Consider the following 13,660-nt stretch of genomic DNA (forward strand, 5'->3'; position numbering starts at 1 on the left):
CAGGTTTGAGCCTTTAATTTTTTATGGGACTTTGTAATGTCCGGAAATTTTAAAGAGTTTGGAAAGGAATAGATTTTTTTTCTAAATTAGGAGTTTAGAAATTTTATGTCAAATTTCGGTTCAATTGACATTTTTGGATAATCTTTTCTCCAATTCAAAGACTTCCAAACCTTTGGGTGGTATGCTCTGATTTGCATTCCAATTCCTAAAGGGTCACTATTAGCTGTTTGCATAATTTTTATCGTGTCTGCTGCCAGTTCTTCAAAATGTTTATTCAGTTTTTTTTCCATTTTATGGGCATAATCAGGTTTTAGCCCATGTTTTCCTTTACCTAGTTCAAATACATAAACTTTCAAATTAACGCTTAAAGTGATTTTCGGTAATTTTTTTGTTCCATTAGCTAGATTGAATTTTGTGTTATTTTTTTTAATTGTGAATCCATAATTTATTTTGTTTGCGTTTTCAGTTAAACTCTTTTCAGTATTTTGTTTAGCGAAATTTCCAGTAAATCTTTGTCTTCCTACATTTCCTCCAAGTAATAACATCATCATTTTAACTTGTTCTGTCTCAAGTTTTTTCCCTGTAGGGTTACCATTACGGTACAATAATGCACCGTCTAATTCTAAGTTTGAATCCAATTCTTTAAACACCGGCAATGCTAGATCTGCCAAAGGTTCATCCCTTGATTGGATAAAATTCATCATTGAAACTGTTGGGATAATTCTATTCTCTTCCATTGACAAAATGAGCTCATCTAATTCTTTCGAGAATTCAGTATTTTCTTTTGCGGAGGTTTCTAATAGCTCAGACAAATTCCCCTCAATTACGATTAGTGGAGTATTAATCGATGAATAAGGAGCATCGAGTACAAAATCAAGCTCTGAAACCGGATCATGAGAAGCGAAATTTTGGCTCATTAAATAGACTCTTGTGCTTATTCCGATGAAAGGGGATTGTTCAAAATTTTCCCATTCACTTATTGATTCTGCTAAAGTGGGTCCTTTTAGTTTCTTCATCACTGAAATTGGTTCTCCAGTACCTTGCCCTGCGCTTTTGAGCTTTGTAATGAGAAAAAGTGCTTCTACTTCATTGGTTTTTTCATTTAGGTCAAATCCGTTGACATCTACTAAATGAAGTTTTTTCAAAGGCAATCGATCCCAACAACCAGTTAATATGGGTAAAAGGAAAATTAACATTAAAGCTTTTTTCATTTTCTCGCGACCTTCTCTCGAACGATTGATATAAAAAGAAGCAAAGTCGGAATTGTTATAATAATAATAAGAGTTAATGCATTATGATATTTAGCAAATTTTTTAATTGTTTCCATATCAGAGAAAAATATTCCGACCAAGGCGCATAACAATGCTACAATCCATACAAAGAGTGAATGCTTTTGAATTTCTTTTTTACCAAGAAATGCTAAGTAGCGGGCCGATAAAAACAAGTAAACATAAACAGTAACTGTCGTAACGGAGAACCAGATTGCCATAAATAAAATGTCTAGACTTTGGACAATTGGCCATCTAAATTTACGAAGTATAAATACCATTGGCTCCGGAATGAAGTTAAGCTGGCTTTCACTAAAGTTGTATAGAACAATGACCGATATAAATAGATAAAATAAAGTGGTGAATCCATTAGCAATTGACATTGCAATTAAGATATCCTTCTTTTTTTTACTTTTAACGAATGGAAATACGTACAGGAGAAGCTCGAATCCAGCATAAGCCCAAAAGGCAGGTATCGTATCTTTTAATATAGCACCTATACCGTGAGAACCGATTGGGAAAAAATGACGCCAGTCTCCTTTGCCAAAACCACTAGTTAATATAATCGCGGTGCATAACAAAAACATCGCCATGATTGTTTGCGTAATTGTAGAAATTGAACGGAGCGAAGATGAAGCGATATATGCTCCGATTACGAATGATAAAAGAATTAATATAAACCAAGGTGTTTCGAATAAAACCCATCGAGTCAATACATCGACATAAGAGACTGCAACCATAAAGCTGGATTGTGCGCAATAAAGTGCAATGAATAAATTTAAAATGAATCCTAACGGTCTTCCTATAATAGATTTAACATACTGTTGTATTGGTTGATCAGGGTATCTTTTAGCAAGAAAATAGATTATCAAAATTTCAATCTGAGAGATAATGCCTGCAATTAAAATAGACATCCAAGCATCATATCCAGAGTTTCTAGATTCTTCAAAAGGGATTGATAATACACTTACTCCGACTTGAGTTAGTATTACAAGGCATATAAGTTGATTAAGAGTAATTTTTTTAAAGTGAATCATTAAGATTCATCCCCTTGAGGCCTAATTCTTGTATCATCTTTCGGCAAGCCTTCTTTTGGTCGCTTTTTCATACTCAAAAGTGGTCCTCTAAAAAGCGTATCCTTTATTGTATCTTCATTAAACCAAGTGTAAAAGTAAGGAATACCCATTGTACTCATACGTGCTAAATGTGTCAGTAACAAAAGGAATGAAATTTCTAAGCCAACTAGGCCGAAAATTGAAGCCATAATAATAAAGAGGAACGTCAATAAACGGGCAACATTACTCATCTCATAAGAAGGAATGAGAAAAGAAGAAATCCCTGTTAATGCAGTTACAATAACCATCATATTTGAAATTAGGTTTGACTGAACAACGACAGTACCGATGACAATACCGCCAACTACCCCAATTGTCTGACCGACAGGATTAGGTAATCGAACTGTTGCTTCTCTTATAATTTCTAGAACGAATAACATTGTTATCGCCTCAAGAATTGGTGGCATGGAAACGTACTGCATAGAACTTTGCAGAGTCAGCGCGATTTCGAATGGGATGATTCGAGGATCAAACGTAACAAGTGCAACGTAAATGCCGGGCAAACTGATTGCAATCATAAAACAAATAATTCGTAGAAATCTTAAAACACTACCAAAGAGCCAACCAATTTGGTAATCATCCGGACTTTGAAAGAATGCCCAGAAAGAAACAGGAACGATTAGGCAATCTGGTGCTCCGTCAGTTAAAAATGCAATTTTTCCATCCATCAAATAAGCTTGTATGCGATCAGGCCTTTCGGTGATGAGCATCTTCGGAAATAATGAGAACTTTTTATCTTGAATCAGTTCTTGAACAAAACCGGGTGTTTCAATGAAATCAATATCGATATTAGAAATTCTACGTTCAAACTCCTGAATGACAACTTCATTTGCGAGTGATTTTAAATACATTAATGCAACTCGAGTATTCGACCTACGACCAATTTGATAATATTTTACGACAAGGTCAGGTGTAGCAACTAAGTTACGAATCAAATTGAGATTTGTGTTTAGATTTTCATTTAATGCTTTGTGAGAACCACGAAGTACACGCTCGTTCAAAGGTATATTTAATGTACGTTCCTTAACTAGTTCAGTTTTAAGTAAATATAGCTTTGATTCTCCTTCAATTTGTAATACAGTTTTGCCAGCCACTAATGCTCTAGACGCTTCAGAAAGAAGCTCTGTTTCGCTGTAATCAAGAATGGTAACAGCTTCACGGATACTGACATTTGGATGATGCAGCAAAGGTCTGATAATATGTTGTTGTACGATAGTATACTCGATCATTGTTTCCAAATAAAATAGACGGTAATGGCGGTCGCCGGCATGAAAATCACTAGATTTAAAGTCAGAACTATGAAATAGCATTTCCTGAAGTGATTTCTCAGTATTTTTTAGAAACGGATCTGCTATCATGAAAGTTCCCTCATTTCTCTAAATAGGTAATTTTATCCTATTTTTACCTAAATACTTGATCCTATTCTGTTAATAAGGAAAAAAATAGACCATATACTAACTCTAATTCTCGTAATAAGTAACAAAAATACATAGCTCTGATATTTAGTAGGCGATTAGGAATTGAATGTTTTGAAGAAGTCATAAAAAATTTTTACCTAAACCAAAAGCAAAAAAGAGGAATACTAAAAATAATTTACAAGAACGCTTGACCTAAACTTAGGTTTAGGTTGTAATCTCTAATTTGTAAGAAATATATATCAAATTGGAGGAATTAAGGATGAATAAATTTGCTTTTGTAACAGGTGCTAATAAAGGAATTGGATTTGAAGTTGTTCGCCAGTTAGCTGAAAGAAAATATCATGTATTTTTAGGTGCACGTAATGTGGAATTAGGTGAGAAAGCAGTACAAACTTTAGGTTTATCAAATGTTACGTTTATTCAAGTTGATGTTACTGATATTCAGTCTATTCAAAACTCATATAAGAAGATTGAAGAAGTAACAGATCATTTAGATTTATTAATTAATAACGCAGGTATTGCACCTGACTTTCATATATTGCCAAGTGAAATAAAAATTGAAACATTACGACAAGCATTTGAAGTAAACTTCTTTGGGACATTCCAAATGATTCAAACTTTTTTACCGTTAGTTAGAAAGTCCGAATATGGGAAAATTGTTAATGTTACAACGGATATGGCATCTCAAACATTGTTTGATAGTGGTGAAGCGGCTTCAATTAATATACTTGGATATAATTCATCAAAAACTGCCATGAATTCATTAACACTTACATTAGGTAAAGAATTTGGAGACAAAGGTCCTGAAATTTTTGGTGTTACACCTGGATTTACAACAACAGATTTAAATGGAAATTCACCTGGTGGTAAAACAACTGCTGAAGGTGCAAAAATTATTACAGACTATGCATTAAGTATTGAAAACTATAATGGTAAAATTCTAAATAAAAACGGCATTATGCCTTGGTAATTAAAGGGTGAGTTAATTGAATTACACAATTGGGCAAGTAGCAAAAATGAATAATTTGACGATTTCACAGCTGCGGTACTATGACAAACAAGGGTTGCTCCCTTTTTTAAGCAGAACTGAAAATGGAGACAGAATTTTCGATGAAGATGCACTGAAATTTTTAGAAATGATTCTTTGTTTAAAAAACACAGGTATGCCCATCAAAAAAATCCAGCAATTTATTAACTGGACAATGCAAGGAGAAGAAACGATTGATCAACGATTAGAATTAATGAAACTTCAAGAAAAAAATGTCCTAGATCAAATCAAAGAAACAGAAGAAAACTTAAAGAAAATTCAACGGAAAATTGAAAAATATGAACTTGAAATAAGTGGAAATATAAAATAAAAAACTGTGCATCAATTATTTGAATATCACGGTGCAAGTTAGGTTACAGAAAATATCATTAGAAACTTAATAGCCAGAACTGCCTAAAAAGTCAGGGGATTCTCCTGACTTTTTTAGTGTTTAGGTCTGTTAATGTTTATTTTTGATTTTTTAACAAAACACATATTTGAAAAAGTTTTTATGTAATTTAAAGAGATGACAGACAAACAATAAAGAGAAATAAATCATATACAACTTCTTTTTCATTTTATTTTCATAAATAAATGGGAATATGTTTTTGAAATTAAAATAAAGAAAGGATGTTGTTTAAGATGGAAAAGAGTCATAATAGATTTCTTCTAAACAAAGTTCCAGAAGTTACACTATATTTCTGGATCATTAAAATTTTATGTACAACTGTCGGTGAAACATTTGCTGATTTTCTAAATTTCAATCTTGGATTTGGACTAACTAACACTACTATTATTATGGGAATTGCATTTTTCATTCTACTGTTTCTTCAATTTAGAGCTAATAAATACATTCCAAGTATTTATTGGATAACAGTTGTTTTAATAAGCGTTTTCGGTACATTAGTAACTGATAACTTAACAGACGGAATGGGAGTCCCGCTTGAGACAAGTACAATTGTTTTCTCAGTCTTATTAGGTTTAACCTTCCTTTTTTGGTATTTAAGTGAAAAAACACTTTCAATCCACTCAATTTTTACTAGAAAAAGAGAGGTTTTTTATTGGCTTACAATTTTATTTACATTTGCATTAGGAACAGCTGTTGGAGATTTATATTCTGAACAACTAGGTCTTGGCTATTTTAATACTGGAATTACAGTTATCATCATCATTACTTTCGTATATCTAGCATATAAATTTTTGAAAATAGATGGGGTTTTATCGTTTTGGATTGCGTATATTTTAACGCGTCCACTTGGAGCATCTTTAGGTGATTACCTATCTCAGCCAAAAGTAAATGGTGGTTTAGGTTTAGGAACAACGAGCACTAGCGTAATCTTTCTAGTAGCTATTTTGGCAATCATTGTTTTCCTTGCAATTACGAAAGTTGATCGATTAAATAATACAGAAACAGAAGAAACAAATGAGGTAACTAGGGATAAGAAACATGTTTTAAGACAAACAATAGCGGTAATCTGTATCTTCCTCCTTGTTGGAGTAGGTGGTTATGTATGGCGTAGTAATAGTTTAAAATCTACGCAAACTACATTAACTGGTCAATTAAATGATTTTGTTAAAATAGAAAATGATTTGTTAAAAAATGTAAATTCTAATAATTTTAATTCAGCTAAAAATAATGCTGATAAATTGGAGCATCAATGGGACACTTCAGAAGCTAAACTAAGAAAAATAGACGGCAAAACTTGGACTAAAATAGATGGGACAATCGATGTTGTACTAGCATCAACCCGTTCTACAAATCCAAATGTAAGTAAGTGTCAAACTGCATTAAATGATTCTCTTAAAGTAATAAATGCAGCAAATAAATAAATGTTTTAGGAATCGCAAATTAGCGATTCCTTTTTGTATTTAGGCATTGTTAAAAAAGAAGGTTGATTTCCGTTCCAGGATGCTCGCTTTCCATGGGGCGTGAGCTGAGCCTCCTCGGCAAGCCTGCGGGGTCTCACCCTTCCCGCTACTCCCATAGGAGTCTCGCACCTTTCACTCCAATCAATTTCTTTAAAAATTCTAAGCTTTAAATTCAATAAATTCTTTTTAAAAATGGATTTTGTAGAATATCAACAATTAACATTGAAGAGCCTAAATCAAAAACTATTCACTTTTAATATTTCAACGAAAAAGGAGAGTTCATCAAACTCTCCTTTTTGATTGAATAGAAAGAAACAGGAAAACAAAAATTCATTTTGAAGCATTTCCCTTTCCCCTAACCCCTGTATTTCCTTACTCCTGAACCTTCATCGCCTCTTGCTCAACTCTTTTTAAAAATTCATGAACTACCTTTAAGTTATTTCCTTTAGGATTACCTAGTTTTAACATTGCTCGTCCAATGAAATTAATGCCTGCATTGGATCCTTCGTAAATAAATTTCGTATGTTGATCGTCTATTTTTTCTACTATAAATGTAAGATTTGTTACAAATGCGTTGGCTAAGATAAAATGGATTTGTTTTTTCTTATAAGTTTCTGTATCTTCATAAGCTAATGTTTCAACAATATATGATTCTAATCGTTTTCCTTCTCGATAGGTTTGTTGATGTTTTGCCCCTACTTCATTTTCGTTTTTTTCGATTAAATTATGCTCTTCAACTTTTGGCATTATTTTTTTAATATTTTTATCTAAAAATAAACTCCATACTTTTTCGATATGTGTATTGATTATAATTTCTTCTTTCCATTGAATCATTTAGATTACCCCTTCCCTGTTGCAAATCAATTAATCCATCTCGTCTTAACGTGTCTCTTTACTTAAATCGGTTTCTTTCCGTCCCACTAATCTCAAAAACTGGGCGATCCATATTGTAGACAATTATTTCTCTATTATAACGAATACCGATTACAATTCATATTTTTCAAAGGGATGGCTTTAACTATTCTATACTTTATATTCAATAAATCTTTTTTCGAAAATGTCTGTTATAAAATATCAACAATTAACCTTACTAAAGTAATTAAAAAAAAGCCCTCTCATAAATGAGAAGACTGTATGTTCATTTCGTTTACCTTAAACTTTTTCGATACTTATATTGGTTCCACTGATAATGAATGTAACAGCCAATGCAAAAGCCATTAATTGCAATAAATGATGCTAATGCAACCATAATTGTAAATACAAAAAATAATGGAGTCCAACCAGTGACTGCCCCTATAAATGAAAGTGATAAACAAGTAACTGCAATTATTTGATTAAATTTTTGTTGTGCTTTATCTTCTTGTAAGTATTTTGATGGTTCCTTTTTTAAGAAATTTTTAGCTAATCTCATAATTGGATGGAAATCAAAAAATAATCCACTCAGACCACTTAGTAACGGGATTAATAAAAACCAATACTGACCTGTAACCCAAGTAATAATAACAGATAATAAAATTGTCCATTGGTTCGTGCGAACTAACGGTAATGGAATAGTATCTAATTTTTTATCGGACACCCCGAAAACCAACCTTTCTTATCGGAATAGTTCAGTATAATCATAATATGATTTTATCCGGAATACAATTCATAAGTTTTGAAAAAAAATTTATTTTATTAAGAGGCTCTGGTTTATAAGAATGTTGATTTCTGTTACAGGATGCTCGCATTCTTAAGCACAGGAAAAGGAATGGCATGTTCAAAGGTTGTTTTTGTAAGTACTGTAAGAGCTGCCTTAATTGAATGGAGGTTTTGAAATTTGCATTTTAAGTTATGTGGGGGGTATCTCAAGGGGACTTTTAATTTGTAGTTGATATTATGGCAATTTTTCTTGATTATTATCAGATTTCACTTCATTTTTATAGGATTTTTAAAGAGATAAAGCAAAATTTACTATTTTTCATTTGAAAGAATGTAGATTGTACACTATTTAGGTCATAATACTCTAACTGGTATAGGTAATTTTTTACTTTATTTGCGATTCTTTAGATTTTAATTGCGATTTTACTAATTTTAATTGCGATTCTCAAATTTTAATTGTTATTTTGCCAATTTTAATTGCGATTTTCGGAATTTATTTGCAGCTCGCCAATCTTTTGCAACATTTCCTCATTTATTTGCAGAATTCGTCCTCTTATTTGCGGTTCTTTTGAACTTATTTGCAGTTCAGACGATATTTGCCACTACACTTCATTTATTTTTACATCGAGTTTTCTTCCCCACTACTAGTTCATACTTTCTTAAAGTAAAAAAAAGCGATCAATTTGATCGCTTCATTGCTTGAACCTACTATCCTGTTTTCAATTAATATTAGGAGCACCGTATTGAACTGGATATAATTTTCCATTGAAGGCAAAGGAAATCTTTCCTGTTTCTTCAGATACAACTAGGACAAGTGCATCGCTTTGTTCTGATATGCCAATTGCAGCTCGATGCCTTGTTCCAAGTTTTTGATTATTGTATGTTACTTTAGATAGTGGAAGTACGTTCCCAGCGGAAATAATCATATTTTCTTCAACAAGTACAGCTCCATCATGCAAAGGGCTTCCTGGATAAAAAATTGATTCTAATAAGGCGGGTGATAGCTTTGCTCCAACTGGGATGCCCGAGCTCATTAAATCTTCAAGTGAATCATTTCTTTTAACAACGATTAATCCACCATGTTTTCGTTTCGATAAATTTTGCACAGAGATTGTAAGCTCTTCAAACACATCTGTGTAAGGAGAAAGATATGAATTTAGATAAAAAGAGGCTGCATCCAATTGTAAATTACTGAATACACGATTGATATTCTCAAATTCTGTTAAAATGCCGCAACCTTTTCCTTCAATTTTACCGATCATCCCTTCGATCTTTGTATTTAGTTGTGTAAGTGTTTCTGTTAAATTTTTCTTAATGACGGGAGATAACTGAGATTCAAATTCTTCCATTTAAATTATTCATCTCTCTTTCAAACCGAATTACCTCCACTTAAGTTTCCCTTTGCACTATAAGATATACCATTCTTTACCTATTATCTTGCTGCCCATGCCTCAACTTCTATTTTTATGTCAGGATTTGCTAAAGCCGAAACATAAGCGTATGTAGTTGCTGGTGGGTTTCCTGAGTGGAACTGACTCCATACTTCTAAAAATTGTTGCCTGTCAATTTTCTCGGTTAACCAAAAATTTATTTTGAATACATTATTAAGCTTTACATTTTCACTTTCTATGATTCGTTTAATATTTTCAAGTGCATTTACAAATTGACTCTCAACATCTTTCGGTATAACTCCATTGATATCATTTCCAACCTGGCCAGATAGGACGATTAATTCTGCATCCCTCGGTATGATTGTTACATGATGGTATTGACCTATCGGAGCAGGAACGGTTTCAGGATTTACTTTTTTGATTTCCATTGTAACTTTCCTCCCAAAATTTAATTTATTTAAAAAACCTCAAATATCATAAATATTTGAGGCTTTATTTATTAACCCATTTAATAACAATTTTTATTTTTTCTCTCTATTTAATTTAGTAGCTCGATTACTTTTGCATAACCTGATGGTGTTAACGAGACGTTGTTTAAAGAGGGTATTTCTTTTTGATCTATATCACTTTTTACCCAAATTAAACCGTTGATAAATCCTTCTTTTTCTAATTCAATTAATGCAGGTTCTACATCTTCTAGAGCTAATCCTACCTCATTATGAATACCTTTATCTAAATTAGGCTCTTTTTCTTGCAGTTCGTTAAAAACTGCTAAGAGCATCAGCCCCGAATCTGAAATTTTAGTAGACATAAAAAACACCACCTTTCATAACATCTTTCGACAAAAAGGTGGTAATTTCCTTTTTTTTCTAATTTTTCTACCTTTGATGAAGTAATTTATTTGTTTTTTCAATTAAGGCTTTTGTATCACCGATGTGAACTTGCTCATTATTAAGTTTATATTTTTGTTTTAAAATCATAATTCTTTTTACACTCTCATTGATACGCTGTTCGGAGATTGTTCCATTTTTTACAGCTGTTTCGATTTCTTGAAATACAGCTTTTACCTTGTTTGGATCATGGGCAACCATAATCATATCACTTCCAGCTAAAATTGAAGTTACCGCTGCTTTTTCCAAATGATAGTGTTTACCAATCGCCGACATCGTCATGTCATCAGTCATGACGATTCCTTTGTATTGTAAATCACTTCTTAAAATACTTGTTATGATCGTTTTAGACATTGAAGCTGGATAGTTAGCATCTATTTTAGGCAATAAAATATGTGCAATCATAACAACATCTGCATTTTCATGGATCGCATTTTTAAATGGAATAAGCTCTAGTGATTTTAATTCTGTATACGACTTGTTTACAACAGGTAATTCTAAATGTGAATCAACTGAAGTATCTCCGTGACCTGGAAAATGTTTAACAACTGGAATAATATTTTCTGATTTCAGACCATTCATTGTTTGTATGCCTAAATTGCTGACAATTGCTGGATTATTACTAAAAGATCGGTCACCTATAACAGGATTTTTTTGATTACTATTCACATCTAATACAGGTGCAAAGTCCATATTTAAACCAAATGCTTTTACCTGTTCCCCAAGTATTTGACCTATTTCAAATGAGAATTCCCCATTATTCCTCTTTCCAATTTGTTCATTTGTAGGCAACTTTCCAATATTCCCCGGCAAACGGGATACCCGTCCACCTTCCTGATCAACTCCAAAGATAACTGGTAAACGATTCTTGGCATTGGATGCTTTGATTGAATTGACAAGATTAACAGTTTGATTAGTATTCAAAAGGTTTTCATTATAAAAAATAAAACCACCTATTTTATATTGCTCAACTAGCTCTTTTAAACTGTTTGAATAATTCGATCCGTAAAAACCTGAAATAATCATTTGACCTATTTTCTCTTTTAGGGTCATCTCATTTAAAAGTTTATCAATGTTTGAACTTTGGTTAGGATTAGCCTGTTCAATTATTGAAACTGAAGTATGATGAATTGACGGATTCGGATTGTCACTTGTTGGACGAGGTAAAATAAATTTTAGTTCATATTTATTCGGTAAATCATAAATCAAAATAATTTGATCAACTTCCTGATCTTTATAATATTTAATTGATGTTGGCTTATTTAATTTTTTGATGATTGTGTCATAGTGAATTTGTTTTAAGTGATCATCGTAGGATCTGATTTCATTTAACCGTTCATGCTGATCATATCCGACTGCAAACTCTTGTTTCTTATATGTTAAGTAAGTACCATTAGCGACTTGATCCTTTTGATCAGGCTGACCATACTTGCTCGTTAAATCATTTAAAACAGTTTTTCCAACTGTGATCTTTTTTTGCGTTGGAATCTCTCCTTGTTTAGCACTTAAAATAATACGATCCAAAAGATTAGCAGATTCATTTTTACTTCCATTTGGTTTAACTTTAACTTGATGTTCAGGAATTGATTTCTTAGTATCTTGGAAAACCTTATCTTTCAATGCAAGATAAATACTAGTACTAATCAATAACAAAATGATGAATAAAAAAACAGCCTTTTTGATTGTATTCTCCTCCTAAACTATTTTTACAAATCTTTTATTTAATGTGTTTTTCTCAACTTTGGTATTCATTCTTTATTGGGCACCATCTAATAAGATGATGCATACGATGAGAAGGATTAACGAGGAGGGACCAAATAGCATGACCATAAAAAATTCCCATGAATTGATTCAACATACTAACTACAAGTATCGAAATATGAATCCGAATCAGAATGATCCATATTATTATTATCCCCAAAATTGGTATAACAAATTTCAAGCGTATCCAACACAACAACAGCATCAATTAACTGATCATACTGACTATCTTTATCGTCAACATGCACAACTAACATTTGTCTTAGTACACGGCTCATGGGTCGACCCATTCTTCTGGCATGGAATAACACGGGAGTTACAAAAAATGGGTCATATTGTCCATACGCCACAACTACCTGGCCATGGAACAGATAAAGATAAAAATGTAAATCATGAAATGATAACGAAACAAGTTGTTCACTATATCACTTCAAATAAGCTGAATAATATTATTCTAGTAGGTCATAGCTTTGGTGGCACAGTTATTCAAAAAGTAGCCGAACAGCTTCATGATCGAATTAAACGGTTAGTTTTTTGGAATGCCTTTGTTTTAAATGATGGTGAAAGTACCGCAGATGAACTACCGCCACAAGCACAAAAATTTTTCTTAGACCTTTCAAAACAATCTATCGATCATACAATAAAACTTCCTTTTCAATTTTTCAGAGAAGTATTTGTTAATTTAGCAGATATACAAACGGCACGTCAAATATATAACGCAACAACACCAGAACCTGCTACTCCACTTTTTGAAAAACTAGATTTAAAGACTTTTTATCAGTTAACTACACCTAGAAGCTATATTAATTTACAAGAAGATACGGTCGTTCCTACTACCGAAAACACTGGCTGGTACCCTCATATGGCAAATAGATTAGGTGTCTATCGTTTTATCCAGGGAAGTGGTGACCATATGTCAACAGCAAAATTGTATCCAAGAAAAGTGGCACAATTAATTGTAAATGCAAGTAGGGATTAAATAAGATACTACTACTTTATGATTTTACCACTTATTTTATTTACCAAGAAGCAACGTGATTTCTCATAAAATAAAAACAGTCCCTTGTTTGAAAATCTCCATTTCCAAAGGACTGTTTTTTATGTTTTACCTGATTTAATTTTTCTTGTTTTGTTTTCGTTCTTCGAGTACTTAAATCCAACATCGAGAATGAACTTCTACTTAGTTCTGGATTTCTTTTACCTTCTCTTATTAACTTTTCTCGTAATTTCCTTGCTTTCGATTTCCCCATCGATTTCCACCTCATTTTTGTATTATCCCCTTA

General features: G+C 32.4%; 14 protein-coding genes. 4 read left to right on the plus strand and 10 right to left on the minus strand.

Annotated features, from left to right (window positions below; genetic code table 11):
* Nucleotides 1-86: 86 nt before the first annotated feature.
* The 3 genes from B7R67_RS00820 to B7R67_RS00830 are packed head-to-tail and all read right to left on the minus strand — an operon-like array spanning nucleotide 87 to nucleotide 3,741.
* A complete protein-coding gene (locus tag B7R67_RS00820) occupies nucleotides 87-1,211 on the minus strand; it encodes a Ger(x)C family spore germination protein (RefSeq protein ID WP_088066634.1) in 1,125 nt (374 codons plus the stop codon).
* The gene (locus B7R67_RS00825) at nucleotides 1,208-2,305 is read right to left on the minus strand and encodes a GerAB/ArcD/ProY family transporter (protein WP_088066636.1); all 1,098 of its coding nucleotides are present in this window, start codon (nucleotides 2,303-2,305) and stop codon (nucleotides 1,208-1,210) included. Before B7R67_RS00825 ends, B7R67_RS00820 begins: the two co-directional genes overlap by 4 nt.
* Nucleotides 2,305-3,741 carry a spore germination protein gene (locus B7R67_RS00830; protein WP_088066638.1) on the minus strand — a complete coding sequence of 479 codons (1,437 nt, stop codon included), beginning with the start codon at nucleotides 3,739-3,741 and terminating at the stop codon, nucleotides 2,305-2,307. Before B7R67_RS00830 ends, B7R67_RS00825 begins: the two co-directional genes overlap by 1 nt.
* Before the next feature lie 319 nt (nucleotides 3,742-4,060).
* On the opposite strand from B7R67_RS00830, the gene B7R67_RS00835 reads away from it, so the two are divergent.
* From B7R67_RS00835 to B7R67_RS00845, 3 genes are all read left to right on the plus strand, one after another.
* Nucleotides 4,061-4,771: an SDR family NAD(P)-dependent oxidoreductase gene (locus tag B7R67_RS00835; protein ID WP_088066640.1), complete on the plus strand. Its 711-nt coding sequence runs from the start codon at nucleotides 4,061-4,063 to the stop codon at nucleotides 4,769-4,771.
* 16 nt (nucleotides 4,772-4,787) lie between these two features.
* A complete protein-coding gene (locus B7R67_RS00840; RefSeq protein ID WP_088066642.1) occupies nucleotides 4,788-5,159 on the plus strand; it encodes a MerR family transcriptional regulator in 372 nt (123 codons plus the stop codon).
* A 311-nt stretch (nucleotides 5,160-5,470) separates the two neighbouring features.
* Nucleotides 5,471-6,658, plus strand: coding sequence for a COG4705 family protein (locus tag B7R67_RS00845; protein WP_088066644.1), 1,188 nt, complete (start codon nucleotides 5,471-5,473; stop codon nucleotides 6,656-6,658).
* 411 nt (nucleotides 6,659-7,069) lie between these two features.
* Here the strand turns inward: B7R67_RS00845 and B7R67_RS00850 are convergent, their stop codons facing one another.
* The 6 genes from B7R67_RS00850 to nagZ all read right to left on the minus strand — a co-directional run bounded on the left by B7R67_RS00850 (nucleotide 7,070) and on the right by nagZ (nucleotide 12,236).
* The gene (locus B7R67_RS00850) at nucleotides 7,070-7,531 is read right to left on the minus strand and encodes an SRPBCC family protein (RefSeq protein WP_088066645.1); all 462 of its coding nucleotides are present in this window, start codon (nucleotides 7,529-7,531) and stop codon (nucleotides 7,070-7,072) included.
* Between the two features lie 313 nt (nucleotides 7,532-7,844).
* Nucleotides 7,845-8,273, minus strand: a complete 429-nt coding sequence (locus B7R67_RS00855) for a DUF4395 domain-containing protein (protein ID WP_088066647.1) — start codon at nucleotides 8,271-8,273, stop codon at nucleotides 7,845-7,847.
* Nucleotides 8,274-9,054: 781 nt separating this feature from the next.
* Nucleotides 9,055-9,684, minus strand: a complete 630-nt coding sequence (gene cdaS, locus B7R67_RS00860; RefSeq protein WP_088066649.1) for a sporulation-specific diadenylate cyclase CdaS — start codon at nucleotides 9,682-9,684, stop codon at nucleotides 9,055-9,057.
* 83 nt (nucleotides 9,685-9,767) lie between these two features.
* Entirely contained in the window at nucleotides 9,768-10,154 is a 387-nt protein-coding gene (locus B7R67_RS00865; RefSeq protein ID WP_088066651.1) for a RidA family protein, read from the minus strand.
* 110 nt (nucleotides 10,155-10,264) lie between these two features.
* The gene (locus B7R67_RS00870; RefSeq protein ID WP_088066653.1) at nucleotides 10,265-10,537 is read right to left on the minus strand and encodes a hypothetical protein; all 273 of its coding nucleotides are present in this window, start codon (nucleotides 10,535-10,537) and stop codon (nucleotides 10,265-10,267) included.
* Nucleotides 10,538-10,604: 67 nt separating this feature from the next.
* The gene (gene nagZ, locus B7R67_RS00875; protein WP_142289498.1) at nucleotides 10,605-12,236 is read right to left on the minus strand and encodes a beta-N-acetylhexosaminidase; all 1,632 of its coding nucleotides are present in this window, start codon (nucleotides 12,234-12,236) and stop codon (nucleotides 10,605-10,607) included.
* A 202-nt stretch (nucleotides 12,237-12,438) separates the two neighbouring features.
* Here nagZ and B7R67_RS00880 point away from each other — a divergent pair, with 202 nt between their 5' ends.
* Complete coding sequence (locus B7R67_RS00880; RefSeq protein WP_235822052.1) at nucleotides 12,439-13,356, plus strand: alpha/beta hydrolase; 918 nt, start codon at nucleotides 12,439-12,441, stop codon at nucleotides 13,354-13,356.
* 40 nt (nucleotides 13,357-13,396) lie between these two features.
* On the opposite strand, the gene B7R67_RS00885 is transcribed toward B7R67_RS00880, so the two are convergent.
* The gene (locus tag B7R67_RS00885; protein ID WP_088066658.1) at nucleotides 13,397-13,627 is read right to left on the minus strand and encodes a hypothetical protein; all 231 of its coding nucleotides are present in this window, start codon (nucleotides 13,625-13,627) and stop codon (nucleotides 13,397-13,399) included.
* Between the last annotated feature and the right edge of the window lie 33 nt (nucleotides 13,628-13,660).

This window comes from Gottfriedia luciferensis, from assembly GCF_002156865.1.
Lineage (GTDB): Bacteria > Bacillota > Bacilli > Bacillales > Bacillaceae_G > Gottfriedia > Gottfriedia luciferensis.

What these genes read in the sequence shown, in the direction of transcription:
- B7R67_RS00820 (WP_088066634.1), bottom strand. Translation starts at nt 1,211, where the DNA reads ATGAAAAAAGCTTTAATGTTAATTTTCCTTTTACCCATATTAACTGGT.
- B7R67_RS00825 (WP_088066636.1), bottom strand. Translation starts at nt 2,305, where the DNA reads ATGATTCACTTTAAAAAAATTACTCTTAATCAACTTATATGCCTTGTA.
- B7R67_RS00830 (WP_088066638.1), bottom strand. Translation starts at nt 3,741, where the DNA reads ATGATAGCAGATCCGTTTCTAAAAAATACTGAGAAATCACTTCAGGAA.
- B7R67_RS00835 (WP_088066640.1), top strand. Translation starts at nt 4,061, where the DNA reads ATGAATAAATTTGCTTTTGTAACAGGTGCTAATAAAGGAATTGGATTT.
- B7R67_RS00845 (WP_088066644.1), top strand. Translation starts at nt 5,471, where the DNA reads ATGGAAAAGAGTCATAATAGATTTCTTCTAAACAAAGTTCCAGAAGTT.
- B7R67_RS00850 (WP_088066645.1), bottom strand. Translation starts at nt 7,531, where the DNA reads ATGATTCAATGGAAAGAAGAAATTATAATCAATACACATATCGAAAAA.
- cdaS (WP_088066649.1), bottom strand. Translation starts at nt 9,684, where the DNA reads ATGGAAGAATTTGAATCTCAGTTATCTCCCGTCATTAAGAAAAATTTA.
- B7R67_RS00865 (WP_088066651.1), bottom strand. Translation starts at nt 10,154, where the DNA reads ATGGAAATCAAAAAAGTAAATCCTGAAACCGTTCCTGCTCCGATAGGT.
- B7R67_RS00870 (WP_088066653.1), bottom strand. Translation starts at nt 10,537, where the DNA reads ATGTCTACTAAAATTTCAGATTCGGGGCTGATGCTCTTAGCAGTTTTT.
- B7R67_RS00880 (WP_235822052.1), top strand. Translation starts at nt 12,439, where the DNA reads ATGACCATAAAAAATTCCCATGAATTGATTCAACATACTAACTACAAG.
- B7R67_RS00885 (WP_088066658.1), bottom strand. Translation starts at nt 13,627, where the DNA reads ATGGGGAAATCGAAAGCAAGGAAATTACGAGAAAAGTTAATAAGAGAA.